Here is a 26388-nt window from a genome sequence, read left to right as displayed (position 1 = left end):
TTTTTATGCGTGAGCGTTATGGAAAATGTCTGATCAAATCTTTGCGTCGGCCGCCTGACCGGCAGCTTCCTTCAATTCGAAAACTGCCATCGATTCCACATGCGAAGTATGCGGGAACATATTCACTACACCTGCATTTTTCAGTACATACGGCCCCTCATTCACCAGTACCGCTGCATCGCGTGCCAACGTCGATGGGTTGCATGAAACATAGACGATACGACTCGGCAGCAAATCCGGTCGCACGGCATTCAGCCCGGCCAGAGCTTCGCATACTGCCAGCGCACCATCGCGCGGCGGATCGATCAACATGCGATCGAATTTTCCCAACGCGATGAAATCATCCGTTTTCGCTTCAAACAGATTACGTGAATAGAAGGCTGTTTTGCCGGCCAGCCCATTGGCCACGGCATTTTCCAATGCACGCTCGGTCAGCGTGGTGCTGCCCTCGATGCCGACAACCTCGCTCGCCTGCGTTGCAATCGGCAGCGTGAAATTACCCAAACCGCAAAACAGATCGGCGATCCGATCCGTCGCTTGCGCATCCAGCAGGCGCAAGGCGCGCGCCACCAGCACTCTGTTGATTTGATGATTCACCTGCGTAAAATCAGTCGGCTTGAACGGCATTTTTATGCCGAATTCAGGCAGGGAATAATGCAGATTCTCATCCTCCGGATAGAACTGATAGGCACTATCCGGCCCAGCCGGTTGCAACCACCATTGCACCTTGTATTCATCGGCAAATGCCTTGAGCTTGACTTCATCTTCGGCCGATAAGGGTGCCATGATGCGCAGCACCATCGCGGTAATTTTGTCTTGTTCGCCCTGGCCAATGGCCAATTCGATTTGCGGCAGATGATCGATGATGGACAACGATCCGACCAGGTGACGCAAAGGCACCAGCATCGCCGATACGTTTGCCGGCAGTATTTCGCAGGTTTTCATATCGGTAATGAAGGACGATTTCCTTTCATGGAAGCCGACCAGCACCCCGCCTTTTTTCGGCACATTACGCACTGAAATACGGGCGCGGTAACGATATCCCCAGGTTGGCCCATGTATCGGACGCAACATGGTTTCCGCCTTGACCTTGCCGATGTGTTTCAGATTATCTTCGAGGATGCGCTGCTTCATGGCAACCTGTGCCGTCGGCTCCAGATGCTGCATCGAACAACCACCGCAAATGCCGAAATACGCGCATTTCGGCTTGACGCGCAACGACGATTCCTTGAGCAGGACCATCATTTTCGCCGCTTCCCAGTTCGCTTTCTTGCGATAGGATGAATAGACGACGCGTTCTTTGGGCAAGGCGCCTTCGACGAAAACAACTTTGCCCTGAGTGCCATCTTCATTCTGCAGATGGCCTACGCCTCGCGCTTCCATGTCGAGGGATTCGATATCGATAATTGTTTGCTGCATAGGAGTTGAATCAGGTGAGCCGGCCGGGAACGGCTGGCGTTAAAGAAGAAGGCGAAAATCAAAAGAACCGGATGATAGCAAACTGCGTACATGCACGGCACACAGCATGTGCCGCCCCTGTCTCAGCTCGGCTATAGCAAAGAGTCTTTGTTCACACCTGTCCTGGCCAGCGAACGTTTCAGCTTGACTAGCGCTTCCTGCTGGATTTGCCGTACCCGTTCGCGCGTGACATGCATTTCTGTCGCCAGCTCTTCCAGCGTGGCCGGGTCGTCGTTATCCAGACCGAAGCGACGCGTGATGACCAGACGCTGCTTGTCCGACAGTTTGTCCAGCCAGTCACGCACCAGCACGATCATTTCCTGATGCTCGGCCAGCACATCGGGATCGCTCGCATGGTCGCCCTGCAGCAGATCCATCAGACTGGATTGCGGATCGCCATCCAGCGGTGCATCCAGTGAACTGGCATGCTCGGACAGAGCAAGAATGTCCTGCACATCCTCGACACTGCGCTCAACCAGATGGGCAATATCTTCCGCCGTCGCATCCTTGCCGTCGTGATGTTGCGCCTCAAGATGAAACTTGGCACGCAGGGTCTGGTTCAGTTCACGCACTACATGTACCGGCAGGCGTACCGTACGCGCCTGATTCATGATCGCGCGCTCTATGCTTTGACGTATCCACCAGGTGGCGTAGGTTGAAAAGCGAAATCCGCGTTCCGGCTCGAATTTATCGATCGCGCGCATCAAACCCAGATTGCCTTCTTCGATCAGATCGAGCAGAACGACGCCGCGATTGATGTAGTGCTTGGCAATCGACACCACCAGGCGCAGATTGTGTTCGATCATTTTCTGACGCGCAGCAAAATTTCCCTGCTTGGCCAGCGTGGCAAAGTGTACCTCTTCCGCCACCGTCAACAAGGGGCGAGCGCCAATCTGGTTCAGGTAATGCTGGGTTGCGTCAGTGGAAAGTTCGCTGGAGAGAACCTTTTTCAGTTCATCAATACCGGCAACTTCAGGCACCTCTGCCGGCTCATGCGATTCGATCTCATCGCTCTCCTGATCGGCATCATCCGTTTTTTCTTCATCATCAACAGGCTGAAACGATAGCTCACCAGGCGCAACTCCTGCGCTTTCTTCATCGTCCACCTGGGCGTTTCGATTGTGGCTCATTAGCGGCTAGGTAAAAATTTGGATGGATCGACCGGCTTACCTTGCTGGCGAATTTCAAAATGCAGCTTCACGCTATCGGCATCGGAATCACCCATATCTGCAATTTTCTGCCCTTTGCTGACGCTCTGGCCCTCTTTCACATGAATGGTCTTGTTATGCGCATAGGCAGATAGCAGCGTGCTCGTATGCTTGACGATAACCAGATTGCCGTAACCGCGAATCCCGCTACCTGCATACATCACCTTGCCCGCACCGGCCGCCAGTACCTGCTGTCCCGACTTGCCGGCGATATCGATGCCTTTCTTGTTATCGTCAAAGGTGGCAACGAGCTTACCCTCGGCTGGCCACATCCACGATACGGTTTCATCTTCCGTGGCAGCGGCGGCAGCAGAAGTCTCCGCCGGTTTGTCGTTCGGTGCAACTGTCTTTGGCGGTGCACTTGCTGCTGCGCCTTCCGATTTCTGCATTTCTGCCAGCGTGCTATCGGAATAAGGACGTTTTTCGCCGCGCGGACTGGTTTTATTACCAGCCGTGCTACCGGCCGGTGGTGCAGAAAGGGAGCGTGCCTCGGCGCCAGAGCCGGTCGCCACCGCACCGGTTTGCGCACCGCTGCTGCTACGTGCAACGGCAGCGTCGGGCGGTGCAACGCGCAGCACCTGATCGACCTTGATGTCGTTTGGATTGGCCAGCTTGTTCCAGGTTACGAGCTCACTATAACTTTGCCCGAAATCCAGCGCGATACGATACAAGGTATCGCCTTTTTTGACGGTATAAAAATTCCGGTCGTCTGCAGTATTTTTTGCAGTGCCAGCACCGCCTATCGTTCGTTCGGTGACAGGTGCGGCGCGATGCGTGGTGCCGCAGGCGACAAGCGAGCCGACCAGCAATACCAGCAATGTGATTCTAAATTTTTTCATTCTCTTTACGTTCAATTATCTACAGCGGTGTTTGTTCGTTACATTCAAGTTACGGTACCCGGACGGAGCGGCACAAAATGGCAATCCTCCAGTGTCGAACTTTTCCATTCAAATTTGCTGACGCGCTCTATCAATTGCAGAACCTGATGACGGTCGCCAACCGGGGCAACCAGTCGGCCGCCTATTGTCAGTTGCTCCAGCAAGGCCTGCGGCACTTCCAGTCCGGCGGCGGCCAAAATAATGCCGTCAAACGGCGCTGCCTGAGGCAGGCCAAGCATACCATCTCCGTAATGCAAGCGGATATTTGCCACACGCATGGGCCGCAAGTTGGATTTCGCCAGTTCGTGCAAACCCTTGATGCGCTCGATGGAATAGACTTCCTTGGCCACCAGCGACAGCACCGCCGCCTGATAACCGCAGCCCGTGCCGATTTCCAGAACACAATTGAGTACGCCGGCATTGTTATTGTTCCGCATGACTTCAATCATTCTTGCAACGATATACGGCTGCGAGATTGTCTGGTGATAGCCAATTGGCAACGAAGCATCGATATACGCCTGGCTGGCCAAGGCCGGCTCCATGAACAAATGACGCGGCACCGCTTCCATCGCCGCCAGCACCTTGCTGTCTGTCACCCCTTGTTTGGCCACGCGCGCCGTCATGGCCTTGCGTATTGCATCTGACACCAACGATGTGGTGCGCGGTGCAGTTGATGCGGCGACCTTGTGCGGCACTTCCTGCTGCCGCGCTATCGGCGCCTGAATTTTGCCGTGCCGGGAGGCATTCAGCGTTGCCGTCTGCGGCGTAGCGGTCTTTCCCGCAACGCGCTGAGGCTCGCTGCGCGCACCGTTGCGCGGCGCCTTTTCCGACAGGGAGGAAAGCGACAGTGGAAAACGCTTGGCCTTGTCCGTCATGCCAAAACTTTCTTCAAGGCTGCCAGTTGCGCATTTTGCGTCAGATCGATCTGCAAAGGCGTGATCGATACATGACCCAGAGCCGTGGCATGAAAATCGGTACCCTCGCCGGCATCCTTTTGTCCACCGCAAGGGCCTATCCAGTAGATATCGCGGCCATGCGGATCCTGCGCCTTGATCACGGCTTCGGACTGATGGCGCCGGCCCAGACGCGTGGCGACCGCGGGTTTCAATTGTTCATACGGCAAATTGGGAATATTGACGTTGAGCAGGAAATTCTCGGACAAGGTATCGAAACGGCGCTCGACAAGATCGCGCGCTACCCGTGCCGCCGACTTGAGCTCGGCCCATCCCTTGTCCAGCTGTGAAAACGCAATTGCCGGTATCCCGAATAAATGCCCTTCGGTTGCCGCCGCCACCGTACCGGAATAGAGCGTGTCATCGCCCATGTTTTGCCCCTGATTGATACCGGAAACGATCAGGTCGGGCCGGGAACTCATGATGCCGGTCAGCGCAATATGGACGCAGTCGGACGGCGTGCCGTTAATAAAATAGAAACCGTTGGATGCCTGGTAGACCGACAAGGGCCGGTCCAGCGTCAGTGAATTGGAACTGCCGGAACGGTTGCTGTCGGGCGCCACGACGACGATATCGGCAATCGGCGCCAGCGCATCAGCCAATGCTATGAGTCCCGGCGCAAGATAACCGTCATCGTTACTGATAAGAATTTTCATGGGTGAATTTTACCTGAAGCAATATGGCTTTCCGAACTAGCTTTCATGCCCGCTCAAACACCGGAAAACGTGCCGCGCCATGCACCAGTTTATTCCGTTGCATCCAGCGCGACATCCATCGATGCAAGAAATGTACGCACCACATCCAGTTCACGCGTGCGCTTGAATGGCGGCAGACTTTGCCAGATTCGCTTGCCGTAGGGTTTGGCTATCAGGCGCGGATCACAAATCATCAGTATGCCGCGATCCGTTTCATCCCGAATCAGGCGGCCGGCGCCCTGCTTCAGATTGATGATGGCGGCCGGCAACTGATGATGCATGAAACCGTTCATGCCCTTGCGTTCCAGCGCTTCGATGCGCGCCGCCAGCACCGGATCGTCAGGCGGAGAAAACGGCAGTTTATCGATGATGACCACCGACAGCGCATCGCCGCGCACATCAACGCCTTCCCAGAAACTCTGGCTGCCGATTAATACTGCATTGCCGGCTGCACGAAAACGATCCAGTAATTCCGTGCGCCCGGCTTCGCCCTGTACCATCAGTGGAAATGGCAGTTTGCGGCGCTCGAATTCTTCCCGCAAACGTTCGGCTGTGTGATTGACTGCGCGTATCGTCGTGCACAGAAAAAATGCGCCGCCGCCCGCTGCTTCTATCACCGGCAGCGCCGCATCGATGACGGCATCGGTATAGTCAGGCGAATTCGGCTGCGGCAGGCCGGTAGGCACATACAGCAAACCCTGGCTATCGTAATCGAAAGGACTAGGCCAGGAATGCGCCGGTTCGTCCCACAAGCCCATTTGCGCGCTGTAGTGATTAAAATCGTTTTTCACCGCCAGCGTGGCGGAAGTAAATATCCATGTGCGCGGTACGCCCTCACGCTGCTTGTTGAAAATAGGTGCAATCGACAGCGGCGTCTGGTGCAGTTGCAGCGACGATGAAAACGCTTCTACCCACAACACGCTTTCCTGTCCGATGATCACTTCGCCCTTGGGCTTGTTCCACGCATCCAGTCTGGTCGCGATTTCAATTCCGCGTACCCGGCACTGCTCTATCGTCTCGGCTCGCTCTGCCTGCTTTTGCAGAATCGAAATCATGCCGTCCAGTTCTTCCTTCAGTGTTTCCAGTGCAGGGAAAAACGGGCTGGACGGTGCGATCTGATTGACCGCGAGACGCACGATATCTTGCGGGAAAGTCAGACGCAAATCGCGCGCAGCACGTTCGACCTTGCTCACGACACCCGCCCAATCAGCGCCATCGCGCGCATGCGACAAGCCTTCTGCCAATACGTCGCGGCACAGCTCCAATACATTGGCAGTTGAAATCGTATCGCCGAAAAACAGGGTCGCCGTTTCCGGCAACTGGTGCGCCTCATCGAAAATAATCGTGTTCGCAGATGGCAGCAATTCGGCCACGCCGGTATCTTTCAGCGCCACGTCGGCAAAGAACAGATGATGATTGACCACCACCACGTCGGCCTGCTGCGCTTCCTTGCGCGCCTTCATCACAAAGCAATCCTGGTAATACTGGCACTCGGCGCCCATGCAGGTGTCGCGCGTGGATGTCACCAGATTCCACACCAGCGCGGTTTCCGGGACTTTCGACAGTTCAGCCTTGTCGCCCGAACTCGTGGTTTTCATGAAGCGGGAAATTTCACGCAGATAACCGACATCGTCACGCGAGGTCAGCCGGCCATTCTGCAAGGTACGCTCCAGATGAAAATGACAAACGTAATTGGCCCGCCCCTTGAGCAAGGCGACCGAAACCGGCGCGCCCAGCGCTTTGCGCACCGTCGGGATATCGCGCAGAAAAAGCTGATCCTGCAGGTTCTTGGTACCGGTCGAGATGATGACCTTGCCGCCCCACAGCAGCGACGGCACCAGATAGGCGAAGGTTTTTCCGGTACCGGTGCCGGCTTCCGCGATCAGCGTGCTTTGGTTGACAATCGCATGGGCAATCGCCTTGGCCATTTCGGTTTGCGACTGACGCGGGCGGAAACCGCCGACCGCATGACCGAGCGGGCTATCAACACCAAACAACTGATCGATTTCGGCATCGTGTGTGGCGACTACAGGCAATGCAGAAGATTCGGCGGTCAAGGTAAGTGCTTTGGAAATACGTTAAAAATCTAGGATTCGCTGCCGGCAAGGCAGACGCACAGCAGATCAATCATCACCAATGCGCCATCAGGCCGGAATATCCGGCACCAGTTGCATTTTGAGCAGGGTGATATTGTCTTTCAACTGCAGTTTGCGCTTTTTTAAACGACGCAATTGTAACTCTTCATGCCGTCCGTCACGGATCAGGGTTTCAATTACCTGATCCAGATCACGGTGCTCGACTTCAAGTTCAACAATGCGTTGATGAATGGCTTGCGGAGAACTCATGGTCATATTGTCATTCTTGGCAATGCTGCGTTCGATGGGTGCTTCCGATGAGTCATTACAGCGGATGCATTCCTTGAGCTTCAACGTCTGGGAGCATACCCATGCGCTGATGCCAAAATACCTACAAAAAACAACGGATTTCACATGGAAGCGCCATGCATCGCACCGCTTCAAACTGATTGTATAAAATTCTTACAATTTAAAAAGCATGCATTTGACTGTGTGCAGAGCCTGCATGCAATAATCAAACGCAACAAACTCACCCGCATAGTTTAATCCACCCAGACGTATGAGCCAATACAAGATAGAAGCAGGAACCGGCCAACATATTGGCGATCGCGAAGAACAACAGGATAGAGTCGCATTATTTGCCGCTCCCAAGGCGCCCGGCTATATGCTGGCAGTGATAGCCGACGGCATGGGCGGCCTGTCCGGTGGCGCACTGGCGGCGGAACAGGTTGTCAGCACTGCACAACAAATTTTCGAGCGGTTTTCACCACTGACCGATACGGTAGAAGAGATTCTGCACACCATTGCGCACGAAGCCGACACCGTCATCAAATTATCGGCCATGTCTTCCGACAAGAAACCGCACAGCACCGTTGTTCTTCTGATCATCACGCCACAGAATGCTGCAATCTGGGCGCATGCAGGCGATTCACGGCTGTACTGTTTCGACGGACCGAACTGCAGCAAACGCACCACCGATCACTCCTATCTCGAACAGTTGAAAGCCGAAAACAAGCTGGATGAAGAAAAAGCAAGAGATCCCTTGCTGGCCAATCTGCTGGTCAACGTGCTCGGCAGCAGCAGTAACGATTTCACCTTGAGCCTCAACCGGCGTGATGGCTTGAAAGCCGGCGATTCCTTTCTGCTCTGTACCGACGGCCTCTGGCAGTATTTCAGCGAAGCGGAACTGGGAGCGGCCATTGCCATGAATACCAGCCGCAAGGCATGCGAAATGCTGATCAGCAAGGCACGTGAACGGGCAACGGGCAGCAAGGCGGACAATTGCACTTTAGCCATCGTCAAGCTTGTCAAACCGGCCAAGGAAATCAAGGATTACACTGTCAAGAAAATGCAGCGAGCCGTCTGACTCCGGCAGCAAACGCTGGATTTTCTGCGCAGATTGATTTTTTACGGAAACTCTTTCCGCTCTGTTCCGGTCTGATCCACAAAGGGAAGACCGGCAGACGATTACATACTCAACGCCTCGGTCCAGGCAGCGCAATCGGCGCATGCCTTTTCTCTTCTATTGAATTACTGATCCTTTAAAAAAGTCCATGCATTGAAAAAACCGTTGCGTTCACACTTCAATTTCGACAGCTTGCGCGTCCGCTTGCTTGTATTGGTGTTGCTTGCCATTGTGCCACCCGTCATTCTGACCGTGTACGGTGCATGGAAAGAAAGACAACAGGCCATACACATGGCGGAAGACAATCTGCAGCAATTGACACAATTGGCTGCCACCAGCGAAGCACGTTCCATCGAAGGTGCGCAACAATTATTAAGTGTACTGTCGACCATACCGGAACTGCGCGGCGACGCAAAAACCTGCAATCAATTCCTCGCCGGGATCCTGAGAAAAAACGAAGGTTACGTCAACTTCGGTCTGGCTCAACTGGACGGCAGCGTCAGTTGCAGCGCTGTGCCGCTGAACGATAAAGTCAATCTGGCTGGCCGTTCGCATTTCAAGCGCTCAATACAGGATCGTGCGTTTGCCGCCGGCGACTATGTATTTGGCAACGCCACACGCAAACACGCAATCAATCTGAGCTATCCCGTGTTCGACAATAACGGTGCCGTGCAAGCCGTCATTTTTGCCGCGCTTGATTTGAGTTACCTCGATCGCTTTGTCAGCGATATCGCATTGCCGGACGGGGCCGTACTCATTACGGCCGATGGCAACGGCACCATCATCGCCAGACGGCCCGAGCCGGAAAAATGGATAGGAACACGCGCCTCGCAAGCCTTGTTTGACGTCATGATCAAGGTCGGCTTTGGCACTTCCGAATTGACCGATAGCGATGGCATCACACGCTTGCACGCTTTCGCACCGGTCGGCACCAATAACATTTCCAACTTCAAAGTCAGCATCGGCATTCCGATCAAGGACATCGTTGCTCCCGCCAACCATCTGCAAATGATGGAACTGACCACCCTGGCCATCATCGCCTTGCTGGCCTTGCTGGCCGCCTGGTTTGTCGGCGATGTGATTATCCTGCGGCGCGTCAAGGCGCTGGTAAAAACAGCAAATAAGATCGCGGCCGGAGATCTTGATGCACGTACCGGCATCAAGTATGGCAAAGAAGAAATCAGTCAGCTGGCGCGTGCCTTCGACAGCATGGTGATATCTCTGCAACAGCATGAATCCGACCGCGAGTTGTCGCAGGCAATTCTGTTCGCGGAAAAGGAACGCGCGCAAGTCACGCTGGAGTCGATTGCAGATGCCGTGATCACGACCGACAAACGGGGCAATATCGAGTACATGAATCCGGTTGCAGAAACGTTGACCGGCTGGAGCAATATTGAAGCAGTCGGCCTGCCCTCTACACGCGTATTCAAGATTCTCAACGGTTACACACGCGAACCGGTATTAAACCCGGTCGAACTGGTGCTGCAGCAACAAAGCAATGTAGAGCTGATCAAGGACACCGTACTGCTCAGTCGCGACGGCATCGAATATGCCGTGGAAGATTCGGCCGCGCCGATACGCAATCGCGAAGGCCTGATCATCGGCGTGGTACTGGTGTTCCACGACGTCAGCGATTCGCGCAAACTGGCGATTCAGCTGTCGCATCAGGCGGCACACGATCCGCTGACCGGCCTGTTCAATCGCCGCGAATTCGAACGCCGGCTGGAACTGGCTATCGATACGCTGGCGCGTCAATCCAAACAGCATGCGCTGTTGTACCTCGACCTGGATCAATTCAAGATCGTCAACGATACTTGCGGCCATAGTGCCGGTGATGAATTGCTGCGTCAGATCACTGCCCTGTTGCAACCCCTGGTGCGCGACAGCGATACGCTGGCGCGCCTGGGTGGCGATGAATTCGGCGCGTTTCTCGAAAATTGTTCGCCTGAATCGGCAATTCGCATTGCGGAAAAACTGCGGCAGACAATTTGCGATTTTCATTTTGTCTGGCAAGACAAAATATTCCCGATCGGCGTCAGCATCGGCCTGGTCAACTTCAATACCAATGCATTGTCCCTGCCGGATCTGCTAAGTGCTGCCGACACCGCATGCTACGTCGCCAAGGATGCGGGGCGTAATCGCGTGCATATTTATCGTCCGGAAGATCACCAACTGGCGGTACGCGAAGGGGAAGTCAAATGGAACGAACGCATTCAGAAAGCATTTGAAAATGATCGTTTTCACCTGCTCGCACAAGGCATCGTCAACATTCGTTCCGACCAGAAGAGTTTTTCTTTTGATGAATTGACCCTGGTCATGGCAGACGAGTCCGGTCGATTGATTCCAACCTCCGCCTTCCTGCCTGCAGCGGAGCGTTATCATTTCATGCCGACCATTGATCGCTGGATCATACGCACCACTTTTGCGCAGCATGCTGCAACCATTCGCAATGCACGCGATGCTCATCCGCACGTGATGCTGATCAGGGTTTCCAGCAACTCTCTGGACGATGAAAGCTTCGTCGATTTCATTCAGGAACAGTTCGTTCATTACGCGCTGCCTTACCAGGCCATCTGTTTTGCCATTGCAGAAACCACCGCCATCACGAACCTGACGCGCGCACTGCACTTCATAGGGAAACTGAAACCGCTGGGCTGCCAGATTGCGCTCGACGATTTTGGCAGCGGCATGTCTTCGTTTGCCTATCTCAAGCATCTGAACGTGGACTTCCTGAAAATCGATGGCAGCTATGTCAAAGGCATGGCAAATGATCTGGTCGATTGTGCCAAGATTGAAGCGATACAGAATATCAGCAGTGTGATGGGCATTGAAACCATCGCACAAAACGTCGAGGATGAAATCACCTTGGACAAGTTGAAAAAAATCGGTATCGGCTATGCGCAAGGCAGCGCCATCAGCCCCAAAATTTCGTTTTATCCTCCCGCCAGCAAAAACCCTGCGCCATAAAAAATCCTGCTACATGCAATTGATTGCATGTAGCAGGATCAGAAAGTCTTCAAATCGAGGGCTGCGTTCCCGTATGCTATTTTTTTGCGAACAATAATCCAAGCAGCAAACCGATGCCGGCCGACAGTGTCACCGCCCGCCATGGATTGTGCTGCACATAGTCATCGGTGGATATTGCCGCTTTCTTGGTTTTCGCAACGGCCACGGCCGGCACTTCCTTTGCAGCAGCGATTGCGGAATTAAAAAACTCCGCATATTTCGTACTCAACTCGCCGTTTTTCTTCATGAGCGCCTCTTGCCCTTCACGCGCCTGTGACAATGCTTTCAGATCGTCGCCAACAGCCTCTATTTTTGCCTCTGCCATGTTGATACTCCTTGAGATCGGTCATTCGCGGATGGAAATACACAAAAACACGGCGCCTGTTCATGCGCCATATCTCCGAACGTTATTGCTATGTAGCAGTACGCGCGTGATCACGCAGATTCTTGATGGCGTCATGGTTTTGGCGCACACCCTTATACTGGCGTTCGACCACAGCCTTCACATCCAGCGGTAAATCTTTTTCAAGCGCGCGCCTGTAGCTTTTGACAGCGACGTCTTCACCGCGTTCACATTCCGCCAACACTGCTTCATCGCCCTTTCCCATGATGGCAGTCTTGATGTCTATCCAGCGACGATGCAGCGTACCGCTGATACTGCTTTTGGTCTCCGGGTCTCCGCCACGGGCAATGACCAAAGCTCTCAACTCCTGATCAGCTTTGGCGCAATCGGCCGCAAAGAGCAGAAATGATTGCTTGAGCTGCGTATCGCTGATGTTTTCAGCGCAGCTTTTAAACGCTTCCTCACCGTCTTTACAGACTTCAATCAGATTATTGAGCGTAGCGATCAGGTCTTCCTTCATCATATTTCCTTTCAAGACATCGCGTTTCCAGCGCAGGTTTAATAGAGATGGAAGCTTGCCCGCCGCGACTGGGATACTGCCGCGGCATCGAATATCTCAGTAAAAAACGCAAGGATTCTGTCAAATTTCCATCACGAAAGTCGCCGACAACTGATGTGCCGAGATTAAGATCCACTATGCATAAAAGGCGCCTGCGCCTCTGTTCGACATCGCACATAGAGGCATCATGTGTGTATTTTTATTACTACTTTAAGATGACAATCAGTTGAGCATTTAAAATCTAAACTTATGTAAATTATTGCTTCGCACGCGACGAGTTTCCGGTGAGCAAGGTACAATGTTTCCACTCATACAGCATCATGAAGAACATTTTTCATTCGACATTGTCATCCTGTCGCTCCGTCTTCAGACATCGCGTTGACAAGGTGAAATGTCACTCTGCCAACCGGCACTCCTCATAAGCTCTGGTCGTGATTGTGGTGTGTGCTCCCTGCACGCCTGGCAATACTTTCCTGGCGTATCCGATGCCTGTCATGAAAACAGCAATTTTCGTGTCGTTTTGTTTATTTAATATTGCGTGAATGAAGCTTCAACTATGTTAACAGCGTACTACGCAGCACATTACGACACCCTGCTGGTCCTCATATCTTTGCTGGTTGCCATCCTCGCGTCTTATACCGCGCTGGATATGGCGGAGCGCATCAATGCGACCCAGCACAAAGCCGCAGCCTTATGGCTGGCCGGTGGCGCATTTGCAATGGGCGTCGGTATTTGGTCCATGCATTTCATCGGCATGCTGTCGTTTCGCCTGCCGATTGCTCTGGGCTACGATTTAACACTGACGATCACCTCGCTGGCAATTGCGGTTGTGGCCTCCGGTTTTGCACTGTGGCGTATCAGCCAACCCACCTTGCCTGTTCTGCAATTGAGTGTAAGCGCCTTGTTGATGGGCATCGCTATCGCCGCCATGCATTACACCGGCATGGCCGCTTTGCGCATGACGCCAGGCATTGAATACAATCCGCTGTTGTTCTCGCTCTCCATACTGATCGCCATCGCAGCTTCGGGCGCTGCACTGTGGATAGCCTTCACCTTACGAAAAAATAGACCGCACATGAAACGTGCGCGCGCAATGGCTGCAGTGGTGATGGGTGTGGCTATCATCGGCATGCACTACACCGGCATGGCCGCAGCGAACTTCCCTCTCGGCAGCATTTGCACCGCAGCAAGCGAAGGCATTCCTCCCGGCTGGCTGGCCTTGGTCGTCATTATCGTGACACTTTCAGTGCTGGCCATCGCACTGCTCACCTCGGTGCTGGATACGCGCCTCGAATCGCATACCAGTTTGCTGGCCAAATCGCTGGCTGTCGCCAATCAGGAATTAACCCGGCAGGCTCTGCAAGACAATCTGACCAAATTGCCGAACCGAACCTTGCTGGAAGACCGCTTGAATCAAATTTTGCACAAGGCTGAGCGTACGCACACACGCTTTGCGTTGATGTTCATCGATCTCGACGGCTTCAAGGCCATCAACGACTCTCTCGGCCACCATATCGGCGACATGCTGCTGATTGAAGTGGCGCAACGGATTCGCGGCAGCATCAGGGCGCAGGATACGGCGGCGCGCCTGGGCGGCGATGAATTCGTTTTGCTGATTGAAGTGACAGAACCGGAAGATGCCGCCTCGGTGGCAGACAAGCTGTGCAACATCATCAATCAACCATTCAACATTGATCTCCATACCCTGGGTGTGTCCGCCAGTGTCGGCATCACCATTTATCCGGATGACGGCCAGACCCCGCATGACTTGCTGGTCAACGCAGATGCGGCGATGTATCACACCAAAAGTACCGGGCGCAACGGTTACCATTTCTTTGAAACGTCGATGAACACCAATGCGCATAACCAGTTGCAGGTGATACAGGATTTGCGGCTGGCGCTGGAACGCAAGGAGTTCCAGCTTCACTACCAGCCAAAATTCAACACATTGAATGGCATGGTTGTCGGAGCGGAAGCACTACTGCGCTGGCAACATCCGACACGCGGCATGATTGCGCCTGACGATTTTATTGCGCTGGCAGAAAAGACCGGCTTGATTGTGCCGATAGGCGAATGGGTATTGGATGAAGCCTGCCGTCAAATGCGGGTATGGCATGATGAAGGAAACCAGCACTGGAAAGTAGCTGTCAATTTATCAGCTGTTCAATTCAGCAACGATCATTTGATCGAGCTCGTACAAACCACCCTGACGCGGAACGATTTTCCCGCGTCCGGTCTGATCCTGGAAGTAACCGAATCGACCGCGATGCACGACGTCGAAGCAAGTCTGAGGATACTCGACAAGCTTGCCGGTCTGGGTATCGATATTTCCATCGACGATTTCGGGACAGGCTATTCCAGCCTGCTCTACCTGAAGCGTCTGCCTGCCACCGAACTGAAAATCGATAGAGGCTTCATACGCGACCTGGCACAAGGCAGCAATGACTCATCCATCGTTGCGGCCATCATCGCCTTGGGACGTTCGCTGAATCTGCACATCGTTGCAGAAGGCGTCGAAACGGAAGAACAGCAGACATATTTGACGGTGCTGGGTTGCGATGCAATGCAAGGTTATCTGATGGGCCGACCGATGACGCCGGATCAGTTTATGGATGCCATCCGTACTGCAGCGTTAGTGCCGACACAAGTCGAATTGTTGTCGACCAAAAACATGCCTTCAGGTAGTCACTCAGCGACAATTCAATAATTGGAATCCGTGCTTATCTTGAGCAATACGCGATCGCGATAAGATCGCTCACAGCTGCGGTGTAATGCCAGGATACGGTTTCATGTAAAACGATGTAGGGTGAAAAATCGTAGGTCGCGTGTGTGTCATCGCGATTCATATCGACGGCAATCGCTTCGGGCAGCATCGGCGACCAGATAACAATCATGATGGTGGCCGCGGCTGCAAAAATGACAATAGCAATGCTCGCCAAAATCAGGCCCATGAAGTGCGATTTTCTTGCATCCATGCCGTCCCCCTTTCGCCGCATCACCGGCCCTCCCCACTCTCGACATTTAATGGATACTATTCCTGTCCTTTCCAGTTGATCTGTACGTTTGCGCACGTAAGCAGAGCATTTTTGTCGATGGCGACAACCGCCAATAAAGAAAAAGGCCTTGCGTCTCGGCAAGGCCTTTTGAAATTACCAGGACATTCGTCGTACCAGCCGGCACGATGGATTTCCCCGTCATTTAAAGTTGAGGATTCAGCTTTTCTATCTTCGAATGCAATTTATTCAGCGCAGAGATATAGGCTTTTGCCGAAGCCACGACGATATCAAGATCAGCACCGACGCCATTGACGATACGACCTGCTTTCGACAAACGCATCGTGACTTCGCCTTGAGATTCCGTACCCGTAGTAATCGCATTAACTGAAAACAACAGCAATTCCGCCCCGCTTGCCACTTTCGATTCGATGGCATTGACGATTGCATCGACTGGACCATTGCCCTCGCCTTTGCAGGTTTCTTCCTTGCCGCCCATCGAAAAGACGACACTGGCAACAGGCTTGCTTGCGCTGGACGATTGCTGTGTCAGGGAAACGAAATTGTAGTATTCGTGCTCATGCGAATGCTGCTCGTCGGATACCAGAGCCATGATGTCTTCATCAAAGATCTCAGACTTGCGATCGGCCAGTTCCTTGAAGCGTATGAATGCGGCATCCGTATCCGCCGCCGATTCCATCGTGATCCCCAATTCCTCAAGACGCTGCTTGAAGGCATTACGACCTGACAGCTTGCCCAGGACGATTTTATTGGCAGACCAGCCCACGTCTTCAGCACGCATGATTTCATAGGTATCGCGCGCCTTCAGCACGCCATCCTGGTGTATCCCCGAGGCATGTGCAAATGCGTTTGCACCCACCACCGATTTGTTCGGCTGCACGGCAAAACCGGTAATCTGCGAAACCAGTTTGGAAGTCGACACGATCTGTGTAGCATCGACGCCAATCTCCAGATTGAAGTGGTCCTTGCGCGTACGCACGGCCATCACGATTTCTTCCAGTGCGGTATTGCCTGCGCGTTCACCCAAACCGTTGATCGTGCACTCGACTTGGCGCGCGCCGCCTATCATGACGCCGGCGAGCGAATTGGCAACTGCCATGCCAAGATCGTTGTGGCAATGCACTGACCACACTGCCTTGTCGGAATTCGGAATCCGCTCACGCAAGGTCCGCAGCATGTTGCCGTACAACTCAGGCACGGCGTAACCGACCGTGTCGGCAAAGTTGATGGTCGTTGCACCTTCCTTGATCACGGCCTCAATCACGCGACACAGAAAATCCATATCCGAACGGCTGCCGTCTTCCGGGCTGAACTCGACATCATCGGTAAATTGCCGCGCATAACGCACCGCGCTCTTCGCTTGCTCGAAGACCTGATCCGGCGTCATGCGCAGCTTTTTTTCCATATGCAGCGGCGAGGTCGCAAGGAAAGTGTGAATCCGCTTTCTTGCCGTCGGTTTCAGCGCCTCTGCCGCACGCGCGATATCTTTATCGTTGGCACGCGACAGGGAGCAGACGGTCGCATCCTTGATGATGCCGGAGATCGCATATATCGATTCAAAATCGCCTTGCGAGGCAGCGGCAAAACCAGCTTCGATAATATCGACCTTCAAACGCTCAAGCTGTCTGGCGATACGGATTTTTTCATCCTTGGTCATCGATGCGCCCGGTGACTGCTCGCCATCGCGCAAAGTGGTATCGAAAATAATCAGTTTGTTTGAATCGACTGCCATATTGCACTCCTGAGCCCACGCTCATATTTAAATGAATTGCGCCTGTTAGGCAGACGCCAAATTATTCCTGCATCAATGCTCATCGTGCTCGGTTTGTATGATGCTTACCGGCCGGCCTTTGGCCAGACGCCAGAAATAAATCACATAACCGGACAAGCCATACAGCACGAACAGACTGAATAACACTTTCGGTGGATCGCCCGCGATCGCCACAAATGCCAGCACGATCACGAAGATGGCGATGAAGGGCACCGATTTTCGATAGTTGATGTCCTTGAAACTGTAGAACGGCACGTTGGTCACCATCGTCAATCCCGCATACAGCGTAATGGCCCACGCCGCCCAGCTCAAATCGTTGCCAGCATAGCCGAGATCCTGCATCAGCCAGATAAAACCGGCTACCAGTGCAGCCGCTGCCGGGCTGGGCAAACCCTGGAAATAGCGTTTATCAACCACCCCGATATTGGTATTGAAACGCGCAAGACGCAAGGCACCGCCGGCGCAATACACAAATGCCGCCAGCCAGCCGAGTTTACCCAAATCCTGCAGTGCCCAGATATAGGCCACCAATCCCGGCGCAGCACCGAAGGACACCATGTCTGCCAAGCTATCGTATTGTGCGCCGAATTCGCTTTGTGTATTCGTCAGGCGCGCCACACGGCCATCGATTGCGTCCAGCAGCATCGCGGCAAAGATAGCAATGGCTGCATAATCGAATTTTTGCCCCATGGCCATCACAATGGCGTAAAAACCGCAAAACAATCCAGCTGTAGTAAACGCATTTGGTAACAGATAGATGCCGCGCCTGCGTCCTTTGGGCACGGGTGCAAGCGATTCACTCTCATCGCCTTGCGGCAGCACTTGCGGGCCACGCGCTAGCTTGCCCAGAGGGCGTACCCGAGGGAAAGTGGAATTATTGTTTTTCGCTTTTCGACGATTGAAACTTGACATGCGAATCCTGTCTTTAAATAGCGGTTTTTGATGGAGAATCAGGAATTGACAGTGTATCAGACGAGCAATGCCTGCGGCAGTCCGCACATCAGCTGCATCAGATAAATCCCGTATTCTGCGAAATGCAAAAATCGCATCGCATGCACTGAGTGCATACGATGCGATCGGTAATAAAAGCAATGCGATGAAGAACACGGCATTGAAAGTACGGAGCGTTTGTATCCGACCTCAATACCGCGTTAATACAACTTCATTCCGGCCTCAAGCTGCCACAGCTCAACGGAATTTGACTTTGCCCACGACGCGCATGCTCAACGTCGTTTCTCCCGGCTCAAAACTGGGCTCCTCGACTTGTGCAACATCAGCCGACATAGCAGCGGCCCGCATCATTTTTGGCGCAGCGGATTCCTGCGCATAATTGCCCGACCCTTCAAAATCTATCGTGTCCAGCACGGCATCGGCCGGATTGCGCCCCATTGCACGCGCAATCGCTGCGATGCGTTCCGTCAGATTTTTATACGTTGCGTTTATACGTTGCGCATCCAGTTTTTTGGCAGTCGTATCGCTCAGACCGAACTGCAGACCATTCATCGCCAGCACGCTTTGCGCAGCAGCGACGGTTTTAGGCAGACTGGCCAGGTTATTGGTCTTCACTTCCAAATACTGGCCAACGCGCCAGCCGCTAATTTGACGCACTTTGTTCGTTTGAGTATTCGTCGGGCGCGGCTGCTCTTCCTGATAAACGGCATAGGTGTAATAGCCGCGCGTACTCAGGACTGCTGACGGATCTTCCTTGCGGACGATTTCCATCCCCTGCTTCATTTTCTGATTCACGCGCGAGGCCGCGGCAGCCTTGTCCTTGTCCTGCTCCTCTATCATCAGGGTCAGGCGCGCTTCATCGTTGGCCTGCTTGACTTCGCCAAATGCCGGAACGATCAACAAGGCGCCACTGGTCTGGATAGGCGTTTGTGCAAATACCGTCGCACTGATAGCAACGCAAGCCAAAGCAAGAATGGAAGATTTTAATCGTGACATCATGGTTCTCCAGAAATAGGTGTACAGCACACCCGGGTTATTGCAGGATAAATTGCGCATTGTTGTGACTGGCTGGAAACAGCTTAGTTCTTGCCATCTGACAAGGATTGCATCTTTTATGCAAGCAAATGTAAACGAAAAAAGCTGCACCGAAGTACAGCTTTTCGAGCGAGCCCGGCTTTAGTTTGGCAAACCTTAGTTCTTGGTTTGGTCGATCAGCTTGTTTTTGCAATCCAAGGCACGTGAGGACGAAAAAAACCACGCGAGTGCGTGGTTTTTCGTTCGAGCCCGGTATGCGCTTGCAAGCGCATACCGTTTGATGCCCGCAGGTAGTTAAAGCAAACTTAGTTTTTAGTTTGATCTACCAGCTTGTTTTTAGCAATCCAAGGCATCATCGCGCGCAGTTTTGCACCAACTTGTTCGATTTGATGCTCTGAATTCAAACGACGACGGGAGATCAGCGTAGGTGCGCCAGCCTTGTTTTCAAGGATGAAGCTCTTCGCGTATTCGCCGGTTTGAATGTCTTTCAGACATTGGCGCATTGCGTTTTTGGTGTCTTCGGTCACGATGCGTGGGCCGGTGACGTATTCGCCGTATTCTGCATTGTTCGAGATCGAGTAGTTCATGTTGGCGATGCCGCCTTCATAGATCAGATCAACGATCAATTTCAGTTCGTGCAGGCATTCGAAGTAAGCCATTTCCGGAGCGTAACCAGCTTCGGTCAATGTTTCGAAACCAGCTTTGATCAGTTCAACCGCACCACCGCACAGAACAGCTTGTTCACCGAACAAATCGGTTTCTGTTTCTTCGCGGAAGTTGGTTTCGATGATGCCGGCACGGCCACCGCCGTTAGCCATTGCGTACGACAAGGCGATGTCGCGTGCGACGCCGGATTTGTCCTGGTACACAGCGATCAGGTGAGGCACGCCGCCACCTTGCGAGTAAGTACCACGTACGGTGTGGCCTGGTGCCTTAGGCGCGATCATGATCACGTCCAGGTCGGCGCGTGGCACGACTTGACCGTAATGCACGTTGAAGCCGTGAGCGAATGCCAGCACTGCGCCTTGCTTGGCGTGCGGAGCAACGTTTTCGTTGTAAACCTGAGCGATGTTTTCATCAGGCAGCAAGATCATGATGACGTCAGCCGCTTTAACAGCGTCGTTGACTTCAGCAACATTCAAACCTGCGTTTTTAACTTTGTCCCATGAAGCGCCGCCTTTACGCAGACCGACCGTTACTTTGCAGCCGGAGTCGTTCAAGTTTTGCGCGTGTGCATGGCCTTGCGAACCGTAACCGATGATGGCAACGTTTTTACCTTTGATCAGCGACAGATCACAATCTTTATCGTAGAAAACTTTCATGATGTTCCTAAATGGTGTTGTTGGTGTGAATATATGAACTACATTAAACTTTGAGTATGCGCTCGCCGCGACCAATGCCGGAGCTGCCGGTACGGACAGTTTCCAGAATCGCCGTGCGATCGATGGACTCGATAAACGCGTCGAGTTTGGTTTTATTACCTGTCAACTCGATCGTGTAAGTCTTGTCCGTGACGTCGATGATACGGCCACGGAAAATATCCGCAGTACGTTTCATTTCTTCACGTTCTTTACCGACCGCGCGGATCTTGATGAGCATCAGCTCACGTTCGATAAACGCACCTTCGGTCAAATCGACCACTTTGACCACTTCGATCAAACGGTTCAAATGCTTGGTGATTTGCTCAATCACCTCATCCGAGCCGCTCGTGACGATCGTCATGCGCGACAAGGTTGCGTCTTCGGTCGGTGCCACGGTCAAGGTTTCAATGTTGTAACCGCGCGCAGAGAACAAGCCTACTACGCGTGACAGGGCACCTGCTTCATTTTCCAGCAAAACAGAAATGATATGTCGCATCACAGATCCTCCGAACCCAGCAGCATTTCAGTCAAGCCCTGACCTGCCTTGACCATAGGCCAGACGTTTTCGGTTTGATCCGTAATGAAATTCATGAATACCAAACGGTCTTTCATTGCAAACGCTTCTTTCAAGGCGCCATCGACATCGGCAGGATTTTCAATCGTCATGCCCACGTGACCATAGGCTTCGACCAATTTATCAAAGTCAGGCAGGGAATCCATATACGATTCGGAATAGCGCGATCCGTATTCCAGCTGCTGCCACTGACGCACCATGCCGAGGAAGCGATTGTTCAACAGAATGATCTTCGGTGTCAGGTGATATTGCTTGCAGGTCGCGAGTTCCTGGATGCACATCTGGATCGACGCCTCACCAGTGATACAGGCGACGGTCGCACCCGGATTGGCCATCTGCACGCCCATCGCGTACGGCAAGCCCACACCCATCGTTCCCAAACCGCCGGAATTGATCCAGCGACGTGGTTTGTCGAATGGATAGTATTGCGCCGCCCACATTTGATGCTGACCAACGTCGGAGGTAACAAAAGCATCGCCCTTGGTAACGTCCCAGACTTTCTGGATCACCGATTGCGGCTTGATGACAGTCGTCGAGTTTTCAAACTTCAGGCAATCGCGCTTGCGCCATTCATTGATTTGTTTCCACCAGCTCGACAGCGCTACGCTGTTCGGTTTGGTTTCAGCTGCATCGAGTTGCGCCAGCAATTCAACCAGCACTTCCTTGACGTTGCCGACAATAGGAATGTCAACCTTGACGCGTTTCGAAATCGACGACGGGTCGATATCGATATGAATGATCTTGCGTGGATTCGACGAAAAGTGTTTCGGATTGCCGATCACGCGATCATCGAAACGCGCACCGATCGCAATCATCACGTCCGAGTGCTGCATCGCCATATTGGCTTCGTAAGTGCCGTGCATGCCTGGCATGCCGACAAACTTGTCGCTGGATGCGCGATACGAACCCAGACCCATCAGTGTGTTGGTACAAGGGAAACCGAGTTTATCGACCAGTTGCGTCAATTCTTCCGACGCATTCGCCAGAATCACGCCGCCGCCGGTATAGATCATCGGACGCTCGGCTTGCAGCAACAGTTGCACCGCTTTACGGATCTGACCGGTATGTCCCTTGTCGACCGGTTTGTACGAGCGCATCTCGACTTCCTTCGGATACGAGAAAATGCATTTGTGCATAGACACGTCTTTAGGAATATCGACCAGCACCGGGCCTGGACGGCCGGTCGTGGCGATATAAAATGCTTTTTTCATCGTCGCCGCCAAATCCCTCACGTCCTTGACGAGGAAGTTGTGTTTGACGCACGGACGAGTAATCCCGACAGTGTCGCATTCCTGGAATGCATCCAGACCGATGCCGTGTGTAGGCACCTGACCGGAAATGATCACCATTGGAATTGAATCCATATACGCAGTTGCCAGGCCGGTGACCGCATTGGTCACGCCGGGGCCGGAGGTCACGATAGACACGCCGACTTTTTTGGAACTGCGGGAATAGGCATCGGCAGCATGGACGGCCGCCTGTTCGTGGCGCACCAGAATATGCTGGAATTTGTCTTGATTGTAGATGGCGTCGTAGATGTACAGTACTGCGCCGCCAGGATAGCCGAACACATGTTCGACACCTTCTTCAGCCAGACAGCGTACGACGATTTCTGCACCGGTCAGCTCTTCGCCGACGGCATTATTTGTTTCCGAGGTCATGCTAACGTCCTTTCAAGGTCCATTGGAAATTGATCGGATGCTCTCTCCTGACGAAATCACGTCTTGCAGCAGTGCTGGGGCGTCCCTTTTTTGTGCGGTCACGTCGATTCGTCACACATCTGTGAATGTGTTTCAAACAAACGCTTAACGCGACTCGTTCGGCCTGAGTTGTTGCTGCGATACTGTGAATTTCTCGCGCTTGTGGCGCGGGTTAGAGCAAACAGCTTTCAAATTTTGAAGCGCGTCTTCCTGCAACATTGCATCATGCGCAACACGCGGAAAGACCATAGTGCCCTTTGTGATCGCAAAGGGACTAATACGTTACTGCGTCGCACCATTTCGGTCAAGTGAAATTCATTGCAAAGCGTTTGAAATCAAGGATTTTGCGCAAAAATACCCGCAAACGAGGCTTTTTTGCTAGCATGCCTGCAGTTTGAAAAAGTGATTGTCCAATTTTTGTCGAGACATCGAATCCAGCAACATCTTCGGCAGCGCACTAATAAATGCGCTGCATCCAATGGCAACTGATAAAGAACTTTCGGATTTTCTTGCAGACGTCGAACGACGTGCGTTCAAGCAAGCCCTGTACGCCGTACGCAAGGACGAATCCGCATTCGATATTGTGCAGGATGCCATGATCAAGCTCGCCGAAAAATACGGCGACAAGCCGGCAGCCGAACTGCCCATGCTGTTCCAGCGCATTCTGCAAAATACTATCCGTGATTATTTCAGGCGCGAAAAAGTGCGCAGCTCATGGATCAGCCTGTTTTCCAGTTTTGGCAACAAACAGGAAGACCAGGAAAACTTCGATGCCATGGATATGGTCGAAGCAGAAGAAGGTAGCTACGGCGCAGAGACTGGCTTGGGCAAACTGGAACGCAAACAAGTACTCCAGTTCATAGAGCACGAAGTACAAAACCTGCCGGCGCGTCAACGAGAAGCCTTCCTGATGCGTTATTGGCAGGATCTGAACGTGGCCGAAACCGCGATCGCCATGGGATGTTCCGAGGGAAGCGTGAAAACGCATTGCTCCCGCGCGACGCACACCCTGGCTCAGGCGTTGAAAGCCAAAGGAATTTACTTATGAAAACGAAAGAACTGGATCTGGCGTATAAATTACGCCATGCGCTGGACGAGAGCAGCAACGATTTGCCGAAAAATATCTGCGAACGGCTTGCATCTGCTCGCAATCTCGCCTTATCTCACAAGAAAGCAGAATCCACAGCAGCAGTGCTGGTGCCGCATGTAGCCCTGGCCGGTCATCCCGCACCGTCAACCCACAAGCGCTTTTCCTGGATAGCGCGCATGGGCATGGCGGTACCTTTGGCAGTCCTGTTTTTTGGCTTGATGGGTATTTATCAATTCGAGCAACGCCAGCAAATTATTGAATCTGCCGCCATCGATGCCGCAGTATTGAGCGATGACCTTCCGATATCTGCTTATCTGGATAGCGGCTTTAACGCATTTCTAGCCAAGGCAGAGGATTAGGCATGAGGGCATGGATTTTTTCCTTGAAGACTAGCCGTCTTGGGAAAATCGCTGCAGCGTTGCCGCCCACTCTGCTGGCCGGCGTGCTACATGCCATGCCTGCCCCTGTATCGACTCCCGCTCCTGCGCCGACGCCGCAACCGACTGCAGTAGTCACGCCACCAGCAGCGCCGCAGCAAGCCGTCAAAACGGTAGCCAAACCGCGCGCCGGCACCACTGCCAAATCAGAGTGGAATAAATTAAGCCCCGCACAACAACGTGCCCTTGCCCCACTGGCCGGAGATTGGTCCAGGCTGGATAGTTTTCGCAAGGAGAAATGGCTGGAACTCGCCAACCGATTTGCCTCCATGCCGCCGGAAGAGCAAGCGCGCATGCAGGGGCGCATGCGCGACTGGGTCAAGCTATCCCCGGAGCAACGCCGTCTGGCGCGTGAAAGCTATTCGCGCGCGAAGAAACTGAATGCAGAGCAAAAATCCCGGCAATGGGAGGAATATCAGCAATTATCGGAAGAGAAAAAGAAACAGTTGGCAGCCACGGCCAAACCGAAAAAACCGCTAGCCAATCCGCCGCGCCAGTATGCTGGCAAAGATCCGGTCATAAAAAAACCACCGAAACTCGGCACCCCGGCGCAAGCGCCCCAGCCCACGGCAGAAGCAACGCAATCTTCGACTATACATCCCGCCCCGTCTACGCCTTGAGTGAACTGCCTGCCCCATGCAATTTGAATCATCCGATACACCCACTATCAAACGCCGCCTGACTGTCATGATTTATGAAGGCGTGCTGCTATTTGGCGTAGTAGCAATTGCCGACCTGTTGTTTGCATTGATTTTTCAGCAGCGTCATGCACTCTATCTTCGTCATGCAGCGCAGTACTGGTTGTTTATCGTTATAGGCGCATATTTCATCTGGTTCTGGATGCATAGCGGGCAAACTCTGCCGATGAAAACATGGCGCATGCGCCTGGTGACGCAGGATGGCAGGCAGTTGCCCTTCAAACACGCGCTGGCGCGTTATTTCCTCGCATGGCTATGGTTTGTCCCCGGCCTCGCCATTGCCTGGCTGCTGGATGCCAAGGAATGGAGCGCCGTAGCGATCGTGATGGCAAATATCCTCGCCTGGGCGCTCACGGCCAGCCTGCATCCAAGCCGGCAATTCTTGCATGACCGCATTGCCGGTACAAAAATCATCCAGCTCAACAAAGCCAAATAAGCAGAGCAGATGCGGCGCGGCCTGCGTCCATTCGTCCATTTCCGCACACCTGGCAGAGCATCATGCTGACAGAAAATTCAAGCCTGCACCTCAAAGGCAATACCCCTCGCCGCGCCTTATTGCCACTATAATTGATTGCACTTCCGGCATTTCCATCTGATGGATGTCCATGCCAGACCAGACGTTTTTGTTTAACCTGAACGGAGAAGTCACATGGCAAAGAAAATGAAGAAATCGACTAGCAATCAATTACATAACGGCGTGCATGCTTCTGCACAGCAGATATGGCAAGCAGGTCTGGATGCATTTGCGAAGACGCAGAAAAAAGGCGGTAAGGTTATTTCCAAACTCGCGAAGGATAGTTCCAGTCTGCAGAAACGCACGCGCCAGATCGCCGAGGATCAAGTGTCCGATGTATCAGCAGGCCTGCAAAAAATGAGCGGCCGCGTGAGCAAGCAGGCAAGCGAATCCTGGAATAGTCTGGAGCAACTGATAGAAGAAACCGTCACACGCTCGCTGACCAGTCTCGGCCTATCGACACAAAATGAATTACTGGCGCTGCATAAGCGTATCGATGCCCTGATCAAGCCTGACAGCAAAAAAACGGCTGTGAAAAAGGCTGCGAAAAAAACGCCTGCCAAGAAAGCTGTCGCAAAAAAAGCCGCAGCCAAACCGGCAGCGAAAAAGAAAGCTGTCGTCAAAAAAGCGGCCACAAAAACGAGCCGCTAAACGGCGAACGCC

The 26388-nt window shown here is 53.1% G+C and carries 24 protein-coding genes; 8 read left to right on the top strand and 16 right to left on the bottom strand.

The features are described 5' to 3' along the window. Positions 1 to 33: 33 nt before the first annotated feature. From rlmD to ACIQW9_RS03125, 7 genes are all read right to left on the bottom strand, one after another. Entirely contained in the window at positions 34 to 1419 is a 1386-nt protein-coding gene (rlmD, locus tag ACIQW9_RS03155; RefSeq protein WP_402332836.1) for a 23S rRNA (uracil(1939)-C(5))-methyltransferase RlmD, read from the bottom strand. A 131-nt stretch (positions 1420 to 1550) separates the two neighbouring features. Continuing rightward, on the bottom strand, positions 1551 to 2588 hold the full coding sequence (rpoS, locus tag ACIQW9_RS03150; protein ID WP_402332833.1) for an RNA polymerase sigma factor RpoS: 1038 nt from the start codon (positions 2586 to 2588) through the stop codon (positions 1551 to 1553). Beyond that, entirely contained in the window at positions 2588 to 3505 is a 918-nt protein-coding gene (locus tag ACIQW9_RS03145; RefSeq protein WP_402332830.1) for a peptidoglycan DD-metalloendopeptidase family protein, read from the bottom strand. The genes rpoS and ACIQW9_RS03145 overlap by 1 nt, the downstream gene beginning before the upstream one ends. Before the next feature lie 44 nt (positions 3506 to 3549). Continuing rightward, positions 3550 to 4419, bottom strand: a complete 870-nt coding sequence (locus ACIQW9_RS03140; protein ID WP_402332827.1) for a protein-L-isoaspartate(D-aspartate) O-methyltransferase — start codon at positions 4417 to 4419, stop codon at positions 3550 to 3552. Next, on the bottom strand, positions 4416 to 5153 hold the full coding sequence (gene surE, locus ACIQW9_RS03135; protein WP_402332824.1) for a 5'/3'-nucleotidase SurE: 738 nt from the start codon (positions 5151 to 5153) through the stop codon (positions 4416 to 4418). The genes ACIQW9_RS03140 and surE overlap by 4 nt, the downstream gene beginning before the upstream one ends. A gap of 89 nt (positions 5154 to 5242) precedes the next feature. Next, a complete protein-coding gene (locus ACIQW9_RS03130; protein WP_402332821.1) occupies positions 5243 to 7249 on the bottom strand; it encodes an ATP-dependent DNA helicase in 2007 nt (668 codons plus the stop codon). An 87-nt stretch (positions 7250 to 7336) separates the two neighbouring features. Further along, positions 7337 to 7537 (bottom strand): YdcH family protein, encoded by a 201-nt coding sequence (locus ACIQW9_RS03125; protein WP_353153791.1) that lies wholly within the window; start codon positions 7535 to 7537, stop codon positions 7337 to 7339. Positions 7538 to 7826: 289 nt separating this feature from the next. Between ACIQW9_RS03125 and ACIQW9_RS03120 the strand changes: the two genes are divergently transcribed. Together ACIQW9_RS03120 and ACIQW9_RS03115 are read left to right on the top strand one after the other, a co-directional pair. Beyond that, positions 7827 to 8633: a PP2C family protein-serine/threonine phosphatase gene (locus ACIQW9_RS03120; protein WP_402332818.1), complete on the top strand. Its 807-nt coding sequence runs from the start codon at positions 7827 to 7829 to the stop codon at positions 8631 to 8633. 192 nt (positions 8634 to 8825) lie between these two features. Beyond that, complete coding sequence (locus ACIQW9_RS03115) at positions 8826 to 11639, top strand: EAL domain-containing protein (RefSeq protein WP_402332815.1); 2814 nt, start codon at positions 8826 to 8828, stop codon at positions 11637 to 11639. Positions 11640 to 11715: 76 nt separating this feature from the next. On the opposite strand, the gene ACIQW9_RS03110 is transcribed toward ACIQW9_RS03115, so the two are convergent. Both ACIQW9_RS03110 and ACIQW9_RS03105 read right to left on the bottom strand, forming a co-directional pair. Then, positions 11716 to 12003, bottom strand: coding sequence for a DUF883 domain-containing protein (locus ACIQW9_RS03110; RefSeq protein WP_402332813.1), 288 nt, complete (start codon positions 12001 to 12003; stop codon positions 11716 to 11718). Between the two features lie 88 nt (positions 12004 to 12091). Beyond that, a complete protein-coding gene (locus ACIQW9_RS03105) occupies positions 12092 to 12541 on the bottom strand; it encodes a PA2169 family four-helix-bundle protein (RefSeq protein WP_402337838.1) in 450 nt (149 codons plus the stop codon). Between the two features lie 595 nt (positions 12542 to 13136). Between ACIQW9_RS03105 and ACIQW9_RS03100 the strand changes: the two genes are divergently transcribed. Next, on the top strand, positions 13137 to 15287 hold the full coding sequence (locus tag ACIQW9_RS03100) for a putative bifunctional diguanylate cyclase/phosphodiesterase (protein WP_402332810.1): 2151 nt from the start codon (positions 13137 to 13139) through the stop codon (positions 15285 to 15287). Positions 15288 to 15300: 13 nt separating this feature from the next. On the opposite strand, the gene ACIQW9_RS03095 is transcribed toward ACIQW9_RS03100, so the two are convergent. The 7 genes from ACIQW9_RS03095 to ACIQW9_RS03065 all read right to left on the bottom strand — a co-directional run bounded on the left by ACIQW9_RS03095 (position 15301) and on the right by ACIQW9_RS03065 (position 22947). Next, the gene (locus ACIQW9_RS03095) at positions 15301 to 15531 is read right to left on the bottom strand and encodes a hypothetical protein (protein WP_402332808.1); all 231 of its coding nucleotides are present in this window, start codon (positions 15529 to 15531) and stop codon (positions 15301 to 15303) included. 247 nt (positions 15532 to 15778) lie between these two features. After that, positions 15779 to 17326 (bottom strand): 2-isopropylmalate synthase, encoded by a 1548-nt coding sequence (locus ACIQW9_RS03090; protein WP_402332806.1) that lies wholly within the window; start codon positions 17324 to 17326, stop codon positions 15779 to 15781. A gap of 72 nt (positions 17327 to 17398) precedes the next feature. After that, a complete protein-coding gene (gene pssA / locus ACIQW9_RS03085; RefSeq protein ID WP_402332803.1) occupies positions 17399 to 18277 on the bottom strand; it encodes a CDP-diacylglycerol--serine O-phosphatidyltransferase in 879 nt (292 codons plus the stop codon). A gap of 276 nt (positions 18278 to 18553) precedes the next feature. After that, the gene (locus ACIQW9_RS03080) at positions 18554 to 19312 is read right to left on the bottom strand and encodes an SIMPL domain-containing protein (RefSeq protein ID WP_402332800.1); all 759 of its coding nucleotides are present in this window, start codon (positions 19310 to 19312) and stop codon (positions 18554 to 18556) included. A 344-nt stretch (positions 19313 to 19656) separates the two neighbouring features. Continuing rightward, positions 19657 to 20673, bottom strand: a complete 1017-nt coding sequence (gene ilvC, locus ACIQW9_RS03075) for a ketol-acid reductoisomerase (RefSeq protein ID WP_402332798.1) — start codon at positions 20671 to 20673, stop codon at positions 19657 to 19659. Positions 20674 to 20716: 43 nt separating this feature from the next. Next, positions 20717 to 21208, bottom strand: a complete 492-nt coding sequence (ilvN, locus tag ACIQW9_RS03070) for an acetolactate synthase small subunit (protein ID WP_011870749.1) — start codon at positions 21206 to 21208, stop codon at positions 20717 to 20719. Further along, positions 21208 to 22947: an acetolactate synthase 3 catalytic subunit gene (locus ACIQW9_RS03065; protein WP_402332794.1), complete on the bottom strand. Its 1740-nt coding sequence runs from the start codon at positions 22945 to 22947 to the stop codon at positions 21208 to 21210. Before ACIQW9_RS03065 ends, ilvN begins: the two co-directional genes overlap by 1 nt. A 517-nt stretch (positions 22948 to 23464) precedes the next feature. Here ACIQW9_RS03065 and ACIQW9_RS03060 point away from each other — a divergent pair. The 5 genes from ACIQW9_RS03060 (at position 23465) to ACIQW9_RS03040 (ending at position 26376) form a co-directional block, all read left to right on the top strand. After that, a complete protein-coding gene (locus ACIQW9_RS03060) occupies positions 23465 to 24034 on the top strand; it encodes an RNA polymerase sigma factor (protein WP_402332791.1) in 570 nt (189 codons plus the stop codon). After that, positions 24031 to 24435 (top strand): DUF3619 family protein, encoded by a 405-nt coding sequence (locus ACIQW9_RS03055; RefSeq protein ID WP_402332788.1) that lies wholly within the window; start codon positions 24031 to 24033, stop codon positions 24433 to 24435. Before ACIQW9_RS03060 ends, ACIQW9_RS03055 begins: the two co-directional genes overlap by 4 nt. A gap of 23 nt (positions 24436 to 24458) precedes the next feature. Beyond that, positions 24459 to 25133, top strand: coding sequence for a DUF3106 domain-containing protein (locus ACIQW9_RS03050; RefSeq protein ID WP_402332787.1), 675 nt, complete (start codon positions 24459 to 24461; stop codon positions 25131 to 25133). Between the two features lie 16 nt (positions 25134 to 25149). Further along, on the top strand, positions 25150 to 25647 hold the full coding sequence (locus tag ACIQW9_RS03045) for an RDD family protein (RefSeq protein WP_402332785.1): 498 nt from the start codon (positions 25150 to 25152) through the stop codon (positions 25645 to 25647). Positions 25648 to 25860: 213 nt separating this feature from the next. Then, complete coding sequence (locus tag ACIQW9_RS03040; RefSeq protein ID WP_402332783.1) at positions 25861 to 26376, top strand: phasin family protein; 516 nt, start codon at positions 25861 to 25863, stop codon at positions 26374 to 26376. The last annotated feature ends 12 nt before the right edge of the window (positions 26377 to 26388 follow it).

Source organism: Herminiimonas sp. NPDC097707, from assembly GCF_044761395.1.
Classification (GTDB): domain Bacteria; phylum Pseudomonadota; class Gammaproteobacteria; order Burkholderiales; family Burkholderiaceae_D; genus Oxalicibacterium.
This window is presented reverse-complemented; position numbering and strand designations above follow the sequence as displayed.

What these genes read in the sequence shown, in the direction of transcription:
- rlmD (WP_402332836.1), bottom strand. Translation starts at nt 1,419, where the DNA reads ATGCAGCAAACAATTATCGATATCGAATCCCTCGACATGGAAGCGCGA.
- rpoS (WP_402332833.1), bottom strand. Translation starts at nt 2,588, where the DNA reads ATGAGCCACAATCGAAACGCCCAGGTGGACGATGAAGAAAGCGCAGGA.
- ACIQW9_RS03145 (WP_402332830.1), bottom strand. Translation starts at nt 3,505, where the DNA reads ATGAAAAAATTTAGAATCACATTGCTGGTATTGCTGGTCGGCTCGCTT.
- ACIQW9_RS03140 (WP_402332827.1), bottom strand. Translation starts at nt 4,419, where the DNA reads ATGACGGACAAGGCCAAGCGTTTTCCACTGTCGCTTTCCTCCCTGTCG.
- surE (WP_402332824.1), bottom strand. Translation starts at nt 5,153, where the DNA reads ATGAAAATTCTTATCAGTAACGATGACGGTTATCTTGCGCCGGGACTC.
- ACIQW9_RS03125 (WP_353153791.1), bottom strand. Translation starts at nt 7,537, where the DNA reads ATGAGTTCTCCGCAAGCCATTCATCAACGCATTGTTGAACTTGAAGTC.
- ACIQW9_RS03120 (WP_402332818.1), top strand. Translation starts at nt 7,827, where the DNA reads ATGAGCCAATACAAGATAGAAGCAGGAACCGGCCAACATATTGGCGAT.
- ACIQW9_RS03110 (WP_402332813.1), bottom strand. Translation starts at nt 12,003, where the DNA reads ATGGCAGAGGCAAAAATAGAGGCTGTTGGCGACGATCTGAAAGCATTG.
- ACIQW9_RS03105 (WP_402337838.1), bottom strand. Translation starts at nt 12,541, where the DNA reads ATGAAGGAAGACCTGATCGCTACGCTCAATAATCTGATTGAAGTCTGT.
- ACIQW9_RS03100 (WP_402332810.1), top strand. Translation starts at nt 13,137, where the DNA reads ATGTTAACAGCGTACTACGCAGCACATTACGACACCCTGCTGGTCCTC.
- ACIQW9_RS03095 (WP_402332808.1), bottom strand. Translation starts at nt 15,531, where the DNA reads ATGGGCCTGATTTTGGCGAGCATTGCTATTGTCATTTTTGCAGCCGCG.
- ACIQW9_RS03090 (WP_402332806.1), bottom strand. Translation starts at nt 17,326, where the DNA reads ATGGCAGTCGATTCAAACAAACTGATTATTTTCGATACCACTTTGCGC.
- pssA (WP_402332803.1), bottom strand. Translation starts at nt 18,277, where the DNA reads ATGTCAAGTTTCAATCGTCGAAAAGCGAAAAACAATAATTCCACTTTC.
- ACIQW9_RS03080 (WP_402332800.1), bottom strand. Translation starts at nt 19,312, where the DNA reads ATGTCACGATTAAAATCTTCCATTCTTGCTTTGGCTTGCGTTGCTATC.
- ilvC (WP_402332798.1), bottom strand. Translation starts at nt 20,673, where the DNA reads ATGAAAGTTTTCTACGATAAAGATTGTGATCTGTCGCTGATCAAAGGT.
- ilvN (WP_011870749.1), bottom strand. Translation starts at nt 21,208, where the DNA reads ATGCGACATATCATTTCTGTTTTGCTGGAAAATGAAGCAGGTGCCCTG.
- ACIQW9_RS03065 (WP_402332794.1), bottom strand. Translation starts at nt 22,947, where the DNA reads ATGACCTCGGAAACAAATAATGCCGTCGGCGAAGAGCTGACCGGTGCA.
- ACIQW9_RS03060 (WP_402332791.1), top strand. Translation starts at nt 23,465, where the DNA reads ATGGCAACTGATAAAGAACTTTCGGATTTTCTTGCAGACGTCGAACGA.
- ACIQW9_RS03055 (WP_402332788.1), top strand. Translation starts at nt 24,031, where the DNA reads ATGAAAACGAAAGAACTGGATCTGGCGTATAAATTACGCCATGCGCTG.
- ACIQW9_RS03045 (WP_402332785.1), top strand. Translation starts at nt 25,150, where the DNA reads ATGCAATTTGAATCATCCGATACACCCACTATCAAACGCCGCCTGACT.
- ACIQW9_RS03040 (WP_402332783.1), top strand. Translation starts at nt 25,861, where the DNA reads ATGGCAAAGAAAATGAAGAAATCGACTAGCAATCAATTACATAACGGC.